17 protein-coding genes and 1 pseudogene are annotated in these 17,884 nt (G+C 57.0%); 7 read left to right on the top strand and 11 right to left on the bottom strand.

Features of this window, described 5'->3' with window-relative positions; translation table 11 throughout:
- Positions 1–3 precede the first annotated feature (3 nt).
- The 4 genes from ACQZ6D_RS08640 to ACQZ6D_RS08625 all read left to right on the top strand — a co-directional run bounded on the left by ACQZ6D_RS08640 (position 4) and on the right by ACQZ6D_RS08625 (position 4,986).
- Positions 4–1,815, top strand: a complete 1,812-nt coding sequence (locus ACQZ6D_RS08640; RefSeq protein ID WP_026330966.1) for an ABC transporter ATP-binding protein — start codon at positions 4–6, stop codon at positions 1,813–1,815.
- A gap of 240 nt (positions 1,816–2,055) precedes the next feature.
- Positions 2,056–3,510 carry a sensor histidine kinase gene (locus ACQZ6D_RS08635; protein ID WP_041694620.1) on the top strand — a complete coding sequence of 485 codons (1,455 nt, stop codon included), beginning with the start codon at positions 2,056–2,058 and terminating at the stop codon, positions 3,508–3,510.
- Entirely contained in the window at positions 3,507–3,944 is a 438-nt protein-coding gene (locus ACQZ6D_RS08630; protein WP_003517744.1) for a response regulator, read from the top strand. Before ACQZ6D_RS08635 ends, ACQZ6D_RS08630 begins: the two co-directional genes overlap by 4 nt.
- A 4-nt stretch (positions 3,945–3,948) precedes the next feature.
- Positions 3,949–4,986: a sensor histidine kinase gene (locus ACQZ6D_RS08625; RefSeq protein WP_026330965.1), complete on the top strand. Its 1,038-nt coding sequence runs from the start codon at positions 3,949–3,951 to the stop codon at positions 4,984–4,986.
- 210 nt (positions 4,987–5,196) lie between these two features.
- On the opposite strand, the gene ACQZ6D_RS08620 is transcribed toward ACQZ6D_RS08625, so the two are convergent.
- Positions 5,197–5,421, bottom strand: a complete 225-nt coding sequence (locus tag ACQZ6D_RS08620) for a hypothetical protein (protein WP_003517740.1) — start codon at positions 5,419–5,421, stop codon at positions 5,197–5,199.
- A 129-nt stretch (positions 5,422–5,550) separates the two neighbouring features.
- Complete coding sequence (locus ACQZ6D_RS08615; protein ID WP_003517737.1) at positions 5,551–5,760, bottom strand: cold-shock protein; 210 nt, start codon at positions 5,758–5,760, stop codon at positions 5,551–5,553.
- Between the two features lie 224 nt (positions 5,761–5,984).
- Here ACQZ6D_RS08615 and ACQZ6D_RS08610 point away from each other — a divergent pair.
- Positions 5,985–6,190 (top strand): annotated as a pseudogene (locus tag ACQZ6D_RS08610) (type II toxin-antitoxin system VapC family toxin); the annotation flags it as partial.
- A gap of 66 nt (positions 6,191–6,256) precedes the next feature.
- Here ACQZ6D_RS08610 and ACQZ6D_RS08605 read toward each other — a convergent pair.
- The 5 genes from ACQZ6D_RS08605 to ACQZ6D_RS08585 form a co-directional block, all read right to left on the bottom strand.
- Complete coding sequence (locus tag ACQZ6D_RS08605; protein ID WP_019566414.1) at positions 6,257–8,260, bottom strand: CocE/NonD family hydrolase; 2,004 nt, start codon at positions 8,258–8,260, stop codon at positions 6,257–6,259.
- A 105-nt stretch (positions 8,261–8,365) separates the two neighbouring features.
- Complete coding sequence (locus ACQZ6D_RS08600; protein WP_013761346.1) at positions 8,366–9,979, bottom strand: ABC transporter ATP-binding protein; 1,614 nt, start codon at positions 9,977–9,979, stop codon at positions 8,366–8,368.
- Positions 9,976–10,800: an ABC transporter permease gene (locus ACQZ6D_RS08595; RefSeq protein WP_019566413.1), complete on the bottom strand. Its 825-nt coding sequence runs from the start codon at positions 10,798–10,800 to the stop codon at positions 9,976–9,978. The genes ACQZ6D_RS08600 and ACQZ6D_RS08595 overlap by 4 nt, the downstream gene beginning before the upstream one ends.
- Positions 10,797–11,744, bottom strand: a complete 948-nt coding sequence (locus ACQZ6D_RS08590) for an ABC transporter permease (protein WP_003517729.1) — start codon at positions 11,742–11,744, stop codon at positions 10,797–10,799. The genes ACQZ6D_RS08595 and ACQZ6D_RS08590 overlap by 4 nt, the downstream gene beginning before the upstream one ends.
- The gene (locus tag ACQZ6D_RS08585) at positions 11,744–13,306 is read right to left on the bottom strand and encodes an ABC transporter substrate-binding protein (RefSeq protein WP_013761343.1); all 1,563 of its coding nucleotides are present in this window, start codon (positions 13,304–13,306) and stop codon (positions 11,744–11,746) included. The genes ACQZ6D_RS08590 and ACQZ6D_RS08585 overlap by 1 nt, the downstream gene beginning before the upstream one ends.
- 234 nt (positions 13,307–13,540) lie before the next feature.
- On the opposite strand from ACQZ6D_RS08585, the gene ACQZ6D_RS08580 reads away from it, so the two are divergent.
- The gene (locus ACQZ6D_RS08580; RefSeq protein ID WP_003517727.1) at positions 13,541–13,807 is read left to right on the top strand and encodes a CBU_0592 family membrane protein; all 267 of its coding nucleotides are present in this window, start codon (positions 13,541–13,543) and stop codon (positions 13,805–13,807) included.
- A gap of 6 nt (positions 13,808–13,813) precedes the next feature.
- Here the strand turns inward: ACQZ6D_RS08580 and ACQZ6D_RS08575 are convergent, their stop codons facing one another.
- The gene (locus tag ACQZ6D_RS08575; protein WP_013761341.1) at positions 13,814–14,704 is read right to left on the bottom strand and encodes a LysR substrate-binding domain-containing protein; all 891 of its coding nucleotides are present in this window, start codon (positions 14,702–14,704) and stop codon (positions 13,814–13,816) included.
- Between the two features lie 118 nt (positions 14,705–14,822).
- Positions 14,823–15,041, bottom strand: coding sequence for a hypothetical protein (locus tag ACQZ6D_RS08570; RefSeq protein WP_003517716.1), 219 nt, complete (start codon positions 15,039–15,041; stop codon positions 14,823–14,825).
- Between the two features lie 298 nt (positions 15,042–15,339).
- Here ACQZ6D_RS08570 and ACQZ6D_RS08565 point away from each other — a divergent pair, with 298 nt between their 5' ends.
- Positions 15,340–15,666, top strand: coding sequence for a GCG_CRPN prefix-to-repeats domain-containing protein (locus tag ACQZ6D_RS08565; protein ID WP_013761339.1), 327 nt, complete (start codon positions 15,340–15,342; stop codon positions 15,664–15,666).
- 257 nt (positions 15,667–15,923) lie between these two features.
- On the opposite strand, the gene ACQZ6D_RS08560 is transcribed toward ACQZ6D_RS08565, so the two are convergent.
- Both ACQZ6D_RS08560 and ACQZ6D_RS08555 read right to left on the bottom strand, forming a co-directional pair.
- Positions 15,924–16,718: an SDR family oxidoreductase gene (locus ACQZ6D_RS08560; protein WP_019566411.1), complete on the bottom strand. Its 795-nt coding sequence runs from the start codon at positions 16,716–16,718 to the stop codon at positions 15,924–15,926.
- 251 nt (positions 16,719–16,969) lie between these two features.
- Entirely contained in the window at positions 16,970–17,860 is an 891-nt protein-coding gene (locus ACQZ6D_RS08555; protein ID WP_019566410.1) for a LysR family transcriptional regulator, read from the bottom strand.
- Between the last annotated feature and the right edge of the window lie 24 nt (positions 17,861–17,884).

Below are 17,884 nucleotides of genomic sequence, written 5' to 3'. Positions count from 1 at the left end.
ATCATGAATACGACACCTGTTCTCTCCGTTAGAAACCTGACCACTTCTTTTCTCGTCGATGATGCTTGGAAGAGCGTCGTCCGTAACGTCTCCTTCGATGTTGCTCCGGGCGAAACCGTCGCGATTGTCGGCGAGTCCGGTTCGGGAAAGTCCGTCACCTCGCTGTCCATCATGCGTCTGCTTAGCCCCGCTTTCAGCCGGATTGGGGGTGAAGTTCTCTTGAACGGGCGCAATCTTCTGGCGCTTTCCGAGAAGGAAATGCGGGGCGTGCGGGGCAACGACGTCTCGATGATATTTCAGGAGCCTATGACGTCGCTCAATCCGATCTTCACGATCGGCCGCCAGATTTCCGAGGTCCTCATCCGGCACAAGGGCTTTTCGAAGCAGCAGGCAAGGGCGGAGACGGTCCGGCTTCTCGAAAAGGTTCGTATTCCCAACGCGGCCGGTCGCTTTGACGAGTATCCGCATCAGTTTTCCGGTGGCATGCGCCAGCGCGTGATGATCGCAATGGCGCTCGCTTCCCGGCCGAAACTGCTGATCGCCGATGAACCGACGACCGCGCTCGACGTCACCATTCAGGGCCAGATTCTCGATCTGATCAAACTGCTTCAGGAAGAGGAGGGCATGTCGGTCCTCTTCATTACTCATGATATGGGCGTCGTGGCGGAGATCGCCGACCGCACCATTGTCATGTTCCGGGGCGATGAGGTCGAGACCGGACCAACCGGGGATATATTCCAGCGCGGCAAGCATCCCTATACGCGGGCGCTGCTTTCGGCGGTGCCGAAGCTCGGCTCGATGCGCGACCGGCAGTGGCCGACGCGCTTTCCGGTCCTCGACATGAAAACCGGCCTGTCGACCGATCCGGTAGAAATAGCCGAAACGGTTGCGAGCGGACAGACACCTGTCCTGTCGGTCAAGAACCTCGTGACGCGGTTTCCCATCCGCTCCGGCCTTTTGGCCCGGCAGACGGGTGCGGTTCACGCGGTCGAAAACGTCTCCTTCGATCTGTTTCAGGGGGAGACGCTTGCACTGGTCGGCGAGTCCGGTTGCGGAAAGTCGACGACCGGCCGCTCGATCATGCGTCTTGTCGAACCGACGGCCGGCGAGGTTTCGCTCGATGGTTACGATGTGATGCGGCTCGATACCGTCGGCCTGCGCAATATGCGTAAGTCCGTACAGATGATCTTTCAGGATCCGTTCTCGTCGCTCAATCCGCGCATGACGGTGGGTACGGCGATTTCCGAACCCTTCATCAAGCACAAACTGGGCACCACGAAGCAGGCGAAAGAAAAGACTGCCGATCTCCTCGAAAAGGTTGGTCTAACCGCCGACATGGCGAGCCGCTATCCTCACGAATTTTCCGGCGGCCAGCGCCAGCGCATCGCGATTGCCCGTGCGCTTGCCCTCGATCCGAAGGTCATTGTTGCCGACGAAAGCGTGTCGGCTCTCGATGTTTCGATCAAGGCGCAGGTCTGCAACCTGCTCCTCGACCTGCAACAGAGCCTCAATCTCGCTTTCCTCTTCATCTCCCACGATATGGCGGTGGTGGAGCGTGTCAGCCATCGCGTCGCGGTGATGTATCTCGGTGAGATTGTGGAGATCGGTCCGCGCGCTGCTGTTTTCGACAATCCGCAACATGCCTACACGAAGAAACTCATGGCGGCAGTGCCGGTACCCGATCCGGCGCGACGCGGAATAAAGCGCGGCATATCCAACGATGAACTGAAAAGCCCGATACGGCCGATGGGATTTCAAACGCCGACGCGAAACTATAAAACCGTTTCCCCGGGCCATCTGGTTCAGGTTGTTTAAGGCAATTCTGGCATTCCGGGTTGAAAAACCGTGAAGTTTCGCACCGCTATCGGCTATTCTGAGCGGAATATTTTTTTCAGCCTTGCTCAACGCGCGTCGTCAAAAGTGGTTCCCATATGAATCGAAAATAAAACGTTCGATTCAATGCGCCGCATATTCTAGTTTGCGCGCGAATGAGGTGCATGCCGGGAATTTACAACTGTGATTAGTTTCTCGCCTTTTGCTCAGCGAAGCCTGTTTATGCTCGCTGTGGGTGTTGCAATATTGACCGGAATGGTCGCCACTTCGCTGTGGCTGGTGCAGGTGAACAACCGGTACTCGCAAGAAACAGCCGAGTTACGCCGTGTGCGGGCAGCCATTCTCGATATCCTGACGTCGATGCAGGACATTGAAACGGGGCAGAGGGGTTATCTGCTGACCAACAACATCGAGTATCTGGGCCCTTATCAGGAGGCCTTGAGCCTGTTGCCGCAGAGGCAGTCCAGACTTCTCGAAGTGCTGAAGGACCAGAAGCAATACGAGCAGGATCTGACGGATCTCGGTAATGCCGTCGCCAACAAGCTGGCTGAAACCCAGGAAACCATCGATCTGCAAAAGGCAGGACGCATCACCGAGGCAGTCGAAGTCGTCCGTGATAATGACGGCAAACGGTTCATGAACGAAATCAGGGCGATCTTGTCGAAGCTGCAATCGCAGACCGACGATCGGCTCCGCATCATCGTCGGAGACCAACTTGGCGCCGCCAATACATTGCAATGGGTAACGCTCGGCGGCACGCTGGCGATCCTGCTTGTTGTCGGCGGTTCAATCTTTCTGGTCTTCACATATATCCGTGCGTTGAACCGGTCTCGGGAAGATGTTGACGAGCTAAATCGCCATCTGGAGGAGCGGGTTGAGGAAAGAACCCGTGATCTTCGCAGCGCCAATCAGGAAATTCAGCGCTTCGCCTATATCGTCACGCACGATTTGCGTGCGCCGCTCGTCAATATCATGGGGTTCCTCTCCGAATTCGATACGTCCCTGAAGCCGGTCACCGCCTATGTGCTCGCAGACGGCAAAATGCCTTCCGACGACGTGGTTCGGGATGCCAGACTGGCTGTCGAGGAAGATCTTCCCGAGGCGATCAGTTTCATCCGCTCTTCGACACGCAAGATGGACCAGCTGATCAATGCGATCTTGAAGATATCGCGCGATGGGCAGCGAAAGCTGCAACCGGAAAAAGTCGACATAGAGACATTGCTGTCATCGCTCTCCGAGACGGTTCGTCACCAGATCAATGCCAATGGCGGCGAGATCAGTGTCGAGACATCAAAGTTGACAGTCGTGACGGATCGTATCTCTCTCGACCAAATCCTTGGCAATCTTTTCGACAATGCGGTGAAATACCAGATGCCGGGACGACCGCTGCGATTGACTGCCCGTGCTTATCCGTCCGGGCGGGGTGCCATCAGCATCGAAGTCAGCGACAACGGGCGTGGCATTGGCGAGCATGATCTGGAACGGGTGTTCGAACTCTTTCGCCGCGCCGGTGATCAGGATCAACCGGGGGAAGGCATCGGCCTTGCCCATGTTCGGTCGCTAATAAGAAGTTTAGGAGGAGACATTAAGGTGAGTTCCGAACTTGGCAAAGGCAGTACATTTACATTGCTGTTGCCGAGCGATCTCAGAAAAGTGACGAAAGAAGGCGAAAAATGAAGGCAACCGGTCAAGAGGTAACGATCATTATGATCGAGGATGACGAAGGTCATGCTCGGCTGATCGAGAAGAACGTACGTCGCGCAGGTGTGAATAACGAGATCATGCCCTTTACGCTCGGTGCAAAGGCACTCGACTACATCCTCGGTGAAAACCGCGATGGCGTTGTCAGCAAAGATCGATATCTTCTCGTTTTGCTCGATCTTAACCTCCCTGATATGTCGGGTATCCGAATTCTCGAGGAGATCAAGAGTAACGAATATACGCGCCGTTTGCCGGTGGTCGTTTTGACGACGACGGATGACGAAACCGAGATTCAGAAATGTTATGACCTTGGTGCAAATGTCTATATAACCAAGCCGGTCGACTACGAAGGCTTTGCGAGTGCGATAAAGAACCTCGGCCTGTTCTTCTCCGTAATTCAAGTACCTTGAAGGCATGATGGCATTGCGCGTTTTGTATGTTGATGATGATCCGGCTCTGGCGCGGCTTTCCAGCCGGATCCTCGGTCGTCACGGAATGGAGGTGGTCCATGCCGCATCCGTGGCGTCCGGGCTCAAGATGTTTCAAGACGAGCAGTTCGATATCGTCGTTCTGGACCATTACTTCCAGACATCGACGGGAATGGAGTTCCTTGCCGCGATTCAGTCCTTGCCGGGGCGGGTTCCCGTTCTTTATGTAACGGGATCGAACGAAGCCCAGATCGCGATCGACGCCCTCAAGGCGGGTGCCGCCGACTACGTCATAAAGAATGTCGGTGACGACTTTTTCCCGCTGTTGCTTACGGCTATCGATCAGTCGCTGGAAAACCATCGTCTGCGTCAGACGAAGGAGGAATCCGACCGGTTGCTGGTGAAGGCCAAGGAACATGCGGAAATGATGGTGAAGGAGATGAACCATCGGGTGGCCAACAGCCTCTCGCTGGTATCCGCCATGATTCGCCTGCAGATAAACACCATTAAGTCTGAGGAAGCCGAAGTCGCCTTGCTGGAAACCCAAAGCAGGATTTCGGCGATCGCCGGCGTTCACCGCAGCCTTTACAATACCGACAATATAGGTCTGGTATCGCTCAATTCGTACCTGACGTCGATCATCGATGGGTTGTTTCAGGCGGTTCCCGGATCTTCGTCCATTACCGTCGAAACATCGCTTTGTGACATCAGCCTCAAGGCAGACCATGCCGTAGCTCTGGGTGTCATCATCACCGAGCTGCTGACCAACGCGCTGAAATACGCTTATCCAGATCAATCCGGTACGGTTCGCGTCGGACTTTCGGAAGAAAATCGGCAATTTGTTCTCGTTGTCGAAGACGATGGTGTCGGTTCAAAGCCCGACGCATCTCCGCGTGGTACTGGCCTCGGAACAAAGCTGATTATGGCAATGGCTCAGAACATTGGTGCTCGCGTCGAGCAAACGCATACGCACCCGGAACAGGCCAAGGGAACGCGTTACACGATGACCTGGAGCGAGATGTAAACGCCGATAGCTTCGGTTTTTAAATATAATTCTAATTTAGTGATTTAATATAACTGGCGCCGCGCTTGGGCAGCTGGAACGTAAGCTTGCCTGGGAGTTGACAGGCATGCAACAGCTCAAGGCCCGGCGTCTGTATATACCGGGATGGTCAGGACGCCGTCTGATGCGAATTGGCTTCAGGCACCTGTTCTGACGATGCCGTCAAAACCATCATCGTGCACGGGCACGCTTGGCAAGAAGAGCGGATGTCGCAGAAATGCGATCAGACTGTTCCTTTGCAAGACGTGCTTCCCGAAGGCGCAAGGTCTTGGCGTCGCGGGATTGCGTGATCGAATCAAGCTCGTCGAGCGCTTTGTCTTTTGCGAAGAACGGCGTCTGGATGTTGCTGAAGGCAACCTCGGCCTTCTGGCGCGAGATACTGTATTTTTCTGTCATGGGTGTTCCGGTGGTAAGGCTCGGCATGCGAGCGGAAAACAAAAGGCCAGGCAATTTGCCTGGCCTTGATTGGTTCGGGGTGCTTCCGGCAGTGCCAGTACATCCGTGGTCAAAGGGAAGCAAAACCCGTTAGGCAGCCTGCAGATTGCAGGCCGACATTTTGCCGGACTTGTTGTCGCGTTCCAGGTCGAAGCCGATCTTCTGGCCTTCGACGAGTTCGCGCATACCAGCCCGCTCAACGGCGGATATATGAACGAAGGCATCTGTGCCGCCGTTGTCAGGCTGAATGAAGCCGAAGCCTTTAGTGGAATTAAACCATTTAACTGTGCCAGTGGTCATGATGAACCCTTTCATAGCGATAGAGGAGCCACAGCACTAAAAAGCGCTGCGAACATTGATAGCGATTTTGAAAGGAAAGGTTCGTTCAGAACGCGGTGCCAATCGCGCAACAAGCAAAGCTAAGCAAGCAAATTCGATGGTTCGTTATAGCGTGCTTGCACGGTTGCGTCAACTATTAGTTTTTCTAATTTTTGCGTCTCGACAAAAAGTTGTGCTTGGCCATCCCTTTTACTCGCTCCGCATTGTTTTTAGCGGGAAGGTCTTCACGCAGTATCGCCGTGCAGGCGGATCCCGCACAGACGTTTTGCCAGACTCTTTTGTTGGGGCTCATGCCGCAGTTCAAGGTCTCCCGCTTCTGACACGAGACCTAGGCCGATATCGATCCTGTTTCCCAACCGTGACATTGATCGCTCCTGAGCAGGAAAGCTGACAGATACGGTACCGAGACAATGGTATGTTGTAGGCCCCCGCAAATAGCTGCAAGGGCCATGCGACATCAGATGAGGTCGCGCTTGTAGCGCTCATCCCACTTCCGCGTTTTGACGAGGTTGCCATTTTCGAGTGCCGAAAGTTCTCCGGTCAGGTAGAAATTTTCCCTGTCGGAGCGCATCTCGGTGCGGCTCTCGATCTTGATGCGCCACCCATCCCGGCCAATTTCATATGTCTGGGTGAGGACGTATTTCGCGGAGAGGGGATCTCCGTCGCGAATGGTCAATTCACGCCGCAGGCTATGGCTGAGTTCGGTGTCGATGTCGTCAAACCGCAACACGCCCTCGCCGAACAAGCCGCCCACGCCTTCCGTGACATAGGTGTTGATACCCGTCTCATGGTCCTGTTCGGTCCAGCGGCGGACCGTGCCGGGATCGACCTGCGTCATGGGTGTCGATGGGCCGTGGGCAGGGGACTCGAAACGGACAGGCTTGTCGTCACCGGTGGCACGCACGGGCAGGTCAAGCGCGCTTTCTGCAACGGAAACGCTGATCGTCGCATCGTAAGGCGATGTCCATACCATCGGCCAGTAGGCCGTGGCGATGGCGAGTTGCAGCCGGTGCCCTTTGGCAAAACGATAACCGCAATCATTGAGCTTGATTGCGACATCGTAAAATTTGCCGGGTTCCAACGCTTCCGGATTTTCGTGGCTATCGCGGTGGGTCAGGTTGAAAACCTGATAACTGACACGTGTGACACGACCATCCGGCAAGACGTCGTTGAGGCGCAGTGAAATCTGCGCGACAGGGCAATCTGCGGCAATGCGCAGACGCGCTACCGGCGCACCGAGAATATCGAAATCCTCTTCCATCAAGGCGGTTTCGAAAACGAGCGCGCCACCGTTGTCGAGCCGCTGATCGGTTGGATGTTCACCGGGGCATCCGGTCGCCATCCATTCCCCGCCCGCCTTGCCGTGGCTTTGCGGCGAACGAATGCTGAGAATTGCCGGTTCGCTTGCCGTATCGCGCAGTTTCTTCGCTGCACCGAGGTAAAGCGAGCGGGTTGCAATTTCAGGCGAAGGCCATGTTGCTTCACCAACCCAGCGGCCTTGCGTCGTCGTGCGCGTACCGGTCGGTTCGATCGTGTCGCTGACGAAGGCGCGCAGCATCGGCTCGTCCATGACGCCGGTTTCCTTGCCTTTCAGCCAATGGTCCCACCAGCGCGTTGCTTCCTGCAGGAAGCCAATTGCGGGACCGGGAACACCATCTTGGGGGTAGATATGGCCCCACGGACCGATGATGCCGCGACGCGGGACCTGAAGGTTCTCCAGAAGCCGCGGGACGGCATTGGTATAGCTGTCCGCCCATGCGCCGATGGCAAGGACCGGGCATTCAATTGCGCTCCAGTCTTCGCAGACCGAGCCGTGTTTCCAGTAATCGTCGTAACGTTGGTGTTCCAGCCAGAGTGCGGGAAAGAAGGGAAGCTTCTCCAGGCGCTCGATCCAGCTGTCGCGCCACGTGTCACCGACGATCTCCGGATCGAGCGGACGGCTCTGATAAGCAAGCATGATGGTGCCCCACCACAGATTGTCGTTCAGCAGCAGGCCGCCCATGTAGTGAATGTCGTCGGTATAACGGTTGTCGGTCGAATAGGCGGTGATAACGGCTTTCAGTGCCGGCGGACGGCGGGCGGCGACCTGCAGGCCGTTGAAGCCGCCCCAGCTCTTACCCATCATGCCGACATTGCCGCTGCACCACGGCTGCCGGGAAATCCAGTCGATCACCTCGAGTGCGTCGTCCTGTTCCTGCTTCAGATATTCGTCTGCCATGTGGCCATCGGATTCGCCGGTGCCGCGCATGTCCACGCGAATTGCGGCATATCCCTGGCTGGCAAAATAGCCGTGCATCGGCTCGTCGCGCCCGCGGGTTCCGTCTCGCTTGCGATAGGGAATATACTCGAGAATGGCGGGAACCGGCGATTGTTCCGCGCCCTCCGGCAGCCAAAGGCGAGCACCAAGGCGTACGCCATCGCTCATGGGAATCCAGATATGTTCTTCAACACGTATTGTCATTTGGGGTATTCCAGTCGGGTCATTTGAAGCGGGCATCGCTTTGCCGGGAGACAACAATGAAAGAATGCGAGGCGACACCCATCAAAGAGTGAACCGCCCCGCAGATCATGCGGCGGGGAGGCCACGTTTTGCCAGCACGCCATCCAGCCAGTCGCGCCGCAGTTCGGGGACCGAGGTGATGAGCTGTTCGGTATAGGGTTGGTAAGGAGGTGCAAAAACCTCCTTGGTCGTGCCGGTTTCGACAATGCGGCCATGCTGCATCACCATCGTCCTGTCGGCGAGCCGGCGAACGACGCCGAGGTCATGGGTGATGAACAGATAGGAGACGCCCAGTTCATCCTGCAACGAGCGCAACAGTCTGAGAATTTCTTCCGCCACGAGAGGATCAAGTGCCGATGTCACCTCGTCGCAGATGATAAGATCGGGTCTTGCGGCAAGTGCGCGTGCGATACACACGCGCTGCTTCTGCCCCCCGGAAAGCGCTTTTGGCAGGCGCTCTGCAAACTCCCGGGGCAGACCGATCAGGTCCAGCAACCGGTTCACCTCGGAGGCGCGCTCATCTTCATTCATTCCGAAATAGAACGACATGGGACGGCCGATGATCTCGCCAACGGTGTGGCGTGGATTGAGCGCCACATCCGGAAGCTGGTAGACGAGCTGGATACGGCGCAGATCTTCGCGCGAACGCCTGGAGTACTTGTCCGCAAGCCGGTGTCCAGCCAGCGAAATGACTCCGGAGGATTGCGGCGGCAACCCGGCAATAACCCTGGCCAAAGTGGATTTTCCCGAACCGGATTCACCCACGACTGCCAGTGTTTCGCCCTTTCGGATTTCGCAGTGAACGTTGTCCAGCACCTTCTTGCGACCGTAGTAGGCGGTGACGCCACGCGCTTCCAGCAGGATTTCACCACCCCTGTTCTGGACGGATTCGCCGGACATGCTGGCTTGGCGTTCGGAAACAAGACGGCGCGTGTAGTCTTCCTGCGGGTGCTCGAGGATATCCTCGGCAGAACCGGCTTCTACCTTTTTGCCATGGCGCAAGACCATGATGCTGTCAGCAATCTGCGCGACGACGGCAAGGTCATGCGTGATGTAGAGGGCGGCGGTATTGTAGCGCTGGATGAGGCTGCGGAGCAGGGCCAGAACCTCTATCTGCGTGGTGACATCGAGTGCCGTTGTGGGTTCGTCCAGCACGAGTATGTCAGGGCGGCATGACATCGCCATGGCCACCATCGCGCGCTGTAACTGCCCACCGGAGACCTGATGCGGGTAACGGTCGCCGAAATTCTGATAATCGGGAAGTTGCAGCGCTTGCAGCAGTTCCAGCATCCAGGCTTCGGCTTCCCGCCGGTTCATGACGCCGTGGTAAAGCGGCCCCTCGATAATCTGTTCGCCAATCTTCATGGCAGGGTTGAACGCCGCAGCTGCACTTTGCGCCACATAAGCGATGCGCGCACCGCGCGCCGCCTCACGACCGGCGCGATCCACCGTCATCAGCGAAACGCCATTCACGACGATTTCTCCACCAACGATTCGGCAACCGTTTCGGCCATATCCCATGGCGGCAAGCCCGATGGTGGATTTACCGGCGCCGGATTCACCGATCAGCCCTTTGACCTCACCGCGCTTGAGATCCAGATCGATACCATCAACCAGAATTGCTCCATTCGGTGCAGCAACTTTCAGGCCGCGAATTTGCAGGACCTCATTGTTACTCATCGGTCTGCTCCCTGAATTGCGCTGCGGCCAGCCAGCAGCCAGTCCACGACGAGATTGACGCCGATGGTGAGAACGGCGATGGCAGCGGCCGGATATAGCGGTGCGTAGAGACCGTAAAGAATGGCCTGCTGGTTGTCCTTCACCATGCCGCCCCAGTCTGCGAAAGGCGGCTGAACGCCAAGCCCGAGAAAGGACAGACCGGCCACGAACAGAAAGGTGAAGCAGAAACGCAAGCCGAATTCCGCAATGAGCGGCGGCAGGGCATTGGGCAGTATCTCCCTGAACACCAGCCAGATCAGGCCTTCTCCGCGCAGGCGCGCGGTCTCGGCATATTCCAGCACATTCACGCCCTGGGCGACAATGCGCGCCAGACGGAAGACGCGGGTGGAATCCAGAAGCGCAATGGTCACTATCAGCACGGGGATGGACGAGCCTAGCGCCTGCAGCACGACAAGAGCCGAGATCAGCACTGGAATACACATGACAGTGTCGACGATGCGCGAAAGAACCATATCGAGCCAGCCGCCAAAGATGGCCGCGATGAAACCAAGCGTGATGCCGATTGTGAAGGAGAGCAGGGACGCCGCCAGCGAAACGCCGATGGAGATTTGCGCACCGGCCAAAAGGCGCGACAGCATATCGCGTCCGTTCTGATCAAGGCCAAACCAGTGCATTGCCGAAGGCGGATCGAAAGGCGAACCGACGATCTCCTCCTGCCCGAAAGGCGCGATATGCGGACCGGCTGCGAACAGGACGATGTTGACCGAAATGATGAAAAGACCGACCCATGCGGTTGGAGTGATGGTGCGGAGCATTTTCATCGCGGATGCCTCAGGCGCGGGTTAAGCGCAATTGCCGACACATCGGCAATGATGTTTAGAATGACGTAGGTTGCGCCGAAAACGAGGGCTGCTGCCTGTACCAGCGGAAGGTCCCGCTTCGAAACGGCATCGACCATGAAACGGCCAAGGCCGTTATAGTTGAACACGGCCTCTACCAGAACCACACCGGTGATGAGATAGGCGATGTTGAACGATACGACGTTGACGATCGGGGCCGCGGCGTTGGGAAGCGCGTGGCGAAGAACCACGCGTTTGGTCCGCAATCCCTTGAGATAGGCTGTTTCGACATAGGCCTGATCCATCACCGCAAGAACGGCGGTACGGGTCATGCGCAGCATCTGCGCCACAGTAACCAGAACCAGCGTCAGAGCAGGAAGCGTGGTGGCTTTCAGCCAATCCGCAAAGCCCATGCCCGGATAAGTGTCGGCTAGGCTCGGCAAAAGATTGTACTGCACGGACACGAAAAGGATCAGCAACAGGCCCAGAAAATATTCCGGAAGGGAAACAAAGCCCAGCGCAACGATGTTGACAGCCCGATCGAACAGGCTGCCGCGCCAGATGGCACTGAACAGACCCAGAAGTACGGCAACCGGAACGGACACGACGGCGGCATACAGCGCCAGCGCCATGGTGTTCCAGAACCGCGGCCATAAGAGAGCTGCGACAGGCTGGTGGTTTGCCAGCGAATTTCCAAGGTCGCCGGTTACGAAACCGCCGAGCCAGGAAAGATAACGTTGCAGAAGGGGCTGCTCCAGACCGAGATCGGCGCGCAGCACTGCGAGAGATTCAGGCGTCGCATTCTGTCCGAGTATTGCTGACGCCACATCTCCTGGAAGAAGCTGAGTGCCGGCGAAAATAAGCGCCGACACCAGCAGAAGCGTCAAAATACCCAAAGCAATGCGCTTCAGGATAAGCTTAGTCATTATGCGTCCAACCAGACCTTTTCAGCGAGACGGGCACCCATGAAGTTGAACATCGGATGCGTGGTCACGCCCTTCAGTTTCTTGGATGTCGCATCCAGATAATCTCCGAACATCGGGATCATGGCGCCGCCCTCATTGGAGATGAGCGCCTGAAGCTCGGCATAGATTTCCTTGCGCTTCGCATCATCGAGAAGTGCACGCGCCTCGATGAGTTTCCTGTCGAAGTTTTCGTTCTTCCAGTGCGTATCATTTTGCGCCGAGGTGGACTGGTAAGCGATGGTCAGCATCTGGTCTGCTGTCGGGCGTCCGCCCCAGTATGACATGCAGAATGGAGCTTTCATCCAGACGTTGTCCCAGTAGCCATCGGCGGGTTCGCGCTTGATAGAAACATCGATGCCGCCCTTGGCCGCACTCGTGCGGAAAATCGCCGCTGCATCCACAGCGCCGGAGAAGGCGGCGTCGGAAGCGGAAATCTCTACCTTGAGCGTATCGAGGCCAGCCTGCTTCAGATAAAACTTCGCCTTCTCGGGGTCGTAGGGACGCTGCGCCAGATCCGCGGCATAAAAGCGGTCAGAACTGGGGATCGGATGATCGTTCCCGATGCGGCCGTAGCCACGCAGCGCGGTTTTCAAAAGCTGCTCGCGGTCGATGGCGTGCTTGATGGCAAGGCGGATATTGTTGTCCTTGTATGGCGCCTGCGTGCAATCCATCAGGAATGTGAAGTGCTGGCCGCCAGCCGATTGGACGATGTTGAGGTTGGGGTTACGGCGCAGCAGGTCTACTGTCTTGAAGTCGAGCTGGTTGATCGCATGGACCTGACCCGACATCATGGCATTGGTGCGTGCGGCGATATCGTTGATGACGATGACTTCCACGGCGTCAACGTGAGCGGCATTCGGCTTCCAGTAATTCGGATTACGTGTAAAGCGCGAACGAACGCCCGGATCGTAGCTTTCGAACACGAATGGCCCGGTGCCGACAGGTTTGCTGAAATCCGTCCAGCCTTCGGGCACAACGAGGAAATGGTAGTCGGACAAGATGTAAGGAAGGTCGGCATTGCCGCTTTCGAGGACGATTTTGACCTCGGTGTCGGAAAGCTTGTCGACGCTCTTAAGCGCAGACGCAACCGAGCGTGCTGCAGAGGTGGTTTCGCCACGGTGCAGGTTGATGGAGTAGATGACGTCTTCCACCGTCAGGGTCTTGCCGTTGTGGAAGGTGACACCCTGCCGCAGCTTGAAGACCCACTCCACGGCGCCGGGTTGCGCTTCCCAGCTTTCGAACAATTCAGGCACAGCGTGATTGCTGGCATCGATCTCGACAAGGCCGTTCATGATCATGAAGGCCTGATTGACCGGCACCCAGTCTTTCAGGATGCGGGGATCGAGGTTATCCGTGGTGCTGCCGCCGCCGATACCCAATTTCAAAACGCCACCCTTCTTCGGTGTGTCCGCGCCTTGCGCACTGGCGTCTGTGATGAAACCGGCAGAAAGCGCCGCGAGGCTGGCCGCGCCGGCAAGAAAATGCCGCCGGTCGAGCGAGAAGGAAAAGGGGGAGGATGTCATGTTTGGGTTCCCTGTTTTTTATCGGGGCCGGACGAGGCGCGGCTGGCAGTGGCGTATCGTACTCGACGGTTCGGCACTAGATACCGATGCGCGCAGGGGGGTATGATTTTTGCGCATGGGGTCATGAAATCTGAGCGCATCCGGTTATCTGCGAAGCGGAGTAAAGGGATGCGCCGGAGCGGGTCCGGTGTAGCAGGCGCTCGCCGGGCGGGCGTGTTTATGGAGTGGATACAAATGGGGCTAGCGGATCTTGTCGGCCTTGCAGGAGCGTTTTTTTATCTCTTCGCCTATGCCCTGTTGCAGCTACGACTTCTGACGATAGAAGACTGGCGCTACACTCTCTTAAACGTTCTGGGTGGCGTGTTTCTGATCTACTCGCTGATATGGAATTTCAACCTCGGCTCGCTGATTTCACAGGTCGCCTGGCTGCTGTTCACCATCATAGGCTACGCGCGGTTCCTCCTGGACCGGCGCCGCAAGACACCTCCTGCGCAGGCATGACGGGTTTCAGCGCGCGGTTTTATGGTTGTCTGCAATCAGCCAATCGGACACCTCGCGCACAATTTTACGCTGGTGGCGATCTGCCGGTCGCATCAGGTAAAATTTGCCTTCCGAGCGCATGGCATGGGAATGCACAGGAACGAGCGCTCCGCTATCCAGTTGGTCGCGGATGAGCCAGGTCCACCCAAGCGTTGCACCAAGCCCCTGCGACGCCGCCGCGACGCAGAGGCCATAGTCTCCGAGTTTCCACTGGATTGCATCCTGTGGCGGCAACAGGTGTGACGAGCGCCACCAGTCGCTCCAATCCTGCCATTCCCGCATCGAATCTTCGATGGAGATCAAAACCGGTGCCCTCTGCTCCATAAGATTGGTCATGCCGCGCGCAGAAACGGGGACGACCTCCTCCTGGCCGAGTTCCGATAGCCAGACGCCAATCGGTCTTTCCTTGCGATAGAAAATAGCCAGGTCGAATTCATCCAGACGCAGATGCGCCACATCGTCAGTTACCCGCACCCGCAATTCGATGCCGGGAATATCGCGTTTCAGTTTCTGCAGGCGAGGCATGAACCATTGATCCGCAATCCCGCGAGAGCAGGCAATAGTGATCTGGCTGGCGCCGGTCCACGAGCGGACGCCGTCCGTGACACTTGCGATATCGAGGATCAGCCGCGATATATCGATCGAGTAGTTTTCGCCGATGGTCGTCAGTCGCACGCCTGTCGGCACGCGCTCGAAAAGCTTGGAGCCAATGAACGCTTCCAGCTTGCCGATCTGCCGGCTGACGGCGCTCTGCGTCAGGCCCAGCTCGTTGCCCGCGCGGGAGAAGCTGCCCAAACGGGACGCTGCCTCAAAAACAACAAGCGCCTCCAGCGGCGGCAATCTAAAAGACGGTTGCATTCAGGTTCCCAAAAACAGAGTTTGCGATCCGATACACCGCCGCCGCAAACTCTTCAATTTTTTTGGGATTCCATGCTGCGCTGAGGCTTTGCCACTAGCGCCTGTCTGTTACCCTAGACTAGGGCTGGCGGTCCGGCATTATCAGCCAGAACAATTGCACGAGGTCGCGCCAGGTTCGAGCCAGATCCTCGGCCGTCGATGTCAGCTCCCTGTAAATATAGATGCCCGCAAGCGTGAGAACGGCTGCAAGCGTTAGAACGGCCAACAGCACCCAAGGCCAGATGAGGCGTTTGCTCTTTGGCTTTGGTTCGGGCTTTGTGTCCAGATTGGGGTTCAATCACCGTCTCCTCATTCGCTTGAGGACTATGACGAAAACCGCGGGACTGCAACCGGAGGGGATACATCGCGCCCCTTCAACCCACTGGCACATAAAAGAATAACAGGTCTGCATTGACTGGGGCGGGGCAGTGAGCCGCGCCGCTTTGACGCCGCTTAACCCTTTCGCAGCGGTCGGAACGCGAAGCCGGCATCTGCCACAATTGTGGAGTTTTTGCCACGAAAACATCAAGATTCATTCAGCCACAGTTCACCGGCAAGGGCGCTAAATCCCTCCATCCCGGAAGGAGGGAGATGAAATGCGTAAGATGATTTTAAGCGCTGGAATAATTCTCGGTGCCCTGTTCGGCAGTGGCGCGAACGCGATGCCTGTCGGTCAACCGGCCGCACCCCTGGCATCCAACGTTCAAAGTGTGGACTATGCTTGCGGACGCGGCTTTCATCTATCGCCGCGCGGATATTGCCGGCCCAATGGACCGCCGAGATATGAGCGCGGCTGGGACAGACGTGATCGCTGGGAAGCCCGCAGGGAGTGGCGTGAACGTCAGGCCCGCAGAGAATGGCGCGAGCGCAGAGATTGGCGCGAACATCGCGAATGGCGAGACCGTCGCGACTATCGATGGTAATGAAAACAGGCCCTCTCCGAACCGGGAGGGCCTTTTCCGTCTGGGTGCGTCTTGAGTTTTTAGCGACGATCTTCAACGCATAGATTGATCGGTTTGCGCCAATTGCCGTCATAAATCATTTGGGCCGAACTCTTCCCAAATGATCCAAGGTTTTGACGCGTTTGCCGGGAGTGCCACAGAACTGGTCGGTGGAAGTTCGACCTTTACTATCGGGGGCAATGGACCAAGAAGGTGCGGTCATTCCATAGCCCGTTATTCTAGTTTCCCGGTGCTGCGGCTGATCCTGCAAGAATGCCGCCATCGATGTTCAGTTCGGCCCCAGTCATATAAGTTGCCTCGTCAGATGCGAGCAGGACTGCGAGTGCGGCTACCTCCTCGGCCCTGCCAAAGCGTTGCATGGGCGTTTCTTTGACCAGCGCGGCTTCACGATCTTTGCGATCCGGGCCATTTCCCAACATCGGCTCCCACATCGGTGTCATCACGGCCGCAGGGTGAATTGAATTGCACCGGATGTTCAGGCCCTGACCGGCGCAGTATAGGGCCACGCTCTTGGTGTGGTTGCGGATGGCGGCCTTGGATGAGGCATAGGCCGCTGCCATTGGAATTCCGACAAGCCCTGAGCGTGAGGAAATGTTGATAATCGACCCCGCACCATTTGCTCGCATGGCGCGGATTGCATAACGGCAGCCCAGAAAGGTGCCATCCAGGTTGACCGCATGGACCTTGTGCCAATCAGCAAGTTGGGCATTTTCTGGATCATGGGCTGGCGGGGCCCCTTCGAATGGTCCTTCAAAGCCTGTTATTCCCGCATTGTTGACGACGACGTCCATCTTGGGAAATTGACTAGCAATTTTCGCCCAGTCTGCCTCGCATGCGACGTCGAGACGGACAAACCTCCCGCCGATTGAGCTTGCGGTCAACAAGCCGCCATCCACGTCTATATCGGTAACGATGACCTGTGCCCCCTCGTCAGCAAACGCTTGGGCGATAGCCGCACCAATTCCGCGCGCCGCGCCGGTCACGAGTGCGGTCTTTCCAGAAAGTCTGGGCATGAATGTTCCTTTGATGCAAATGCTGAGCCAGCCAACGCGTCGTTTTGAAAAGACTGCGCTGTCATCGACGTAAGTCCGGATTATCGGCGATCTTTGTCCATGGTCATAAACTCCTCATCAGCATCCTTTATTTAGCCACCATCGTCTTATCGGTCAAGAAATGCACCGTACTAGTCCGCCGATGGCTTCAATGGACGAACTCCACCGGCGCGCATAAGCCCGCTGGCATATGTCATGCGCAGATACTCCAGTCAGGTTTCGACAAACAGCTTTTCGATCGCAAAATCGATGAAGGCGCGCAGCCGCGGCGCCATGAAGCGGGCTGATGGCCAGACAATTGAAAACTGGCCTGGTGCGGCGAGATGCTCGTTCAGGACCGTCTCGAGCAGGCCATCCGTGATGGCGTCCGTCGCCAGGAATTCAGGCATGTAAGCGAGCCCCATCCCGTCAATCGCCGCCGCCCTTATCGCCTCCATATTGCCGCAGGTAAGGGCGATACGCATGCTCGACAGGGGGTTGTCGCCGTTTTCCAGCAGCCATTCCTGAAACCTGCCGGAGGTCGGAAAGCGGAAGCGCAATGCATCATGCTCTGGCAATTGGCTGGGGTGCAGGGGCGTGCCCATTCGTTGAAAATAGTCCGGCGACGCGCATAAAATGAAGCGGAATGGACCAAGACGCCGCGCTATCAGGCTGGAATCATCAAGCTCGCCACTGCGGATTGCAGCATCGAAGCCGCCCTCGATCAGATCGACGCGCCTGTCGTTAAAGTCGAGTTCCAGATCGATATCGGGATAACGCCGGCGAAATTCAGGCACTATCGGCAGCAGAAAGCGGTATCCGATTGTCGGAAGCGTCACGCGCAGACTGCCGCGGGGCAGGGCCAGATTGTCCGTGACTGCTTCATGTGCGTCGCGCAGATCGGTGAGGATGGACCGATACCGCTCAAACAGCATTGCCCCTTCATTGGTCAGGGAGACCTGCCGGGTGGTGCGATTGAACAGCCGTACGCCCAGAGATGCCTCCAGTCGGGCAACGCTCTTTCCGACAGCAGAAGGTGACAGGCCCAGGCTCTGCCCGGCCTTGGCAAAATTCAGCCTTTCGGCAACCCGGACGAAGGCATCGATCTCGCTCAACTTATCCATTGTCACTGATTAGAGAATTTTAAT

The organism is Agrobacterium sp. 22-3639C2, assembly GCF_053522105.1.
Note: the sequence above shows the minus strand (reverse complement) of the source record. Positions and strands in the feature narration are given on the sequence as shown.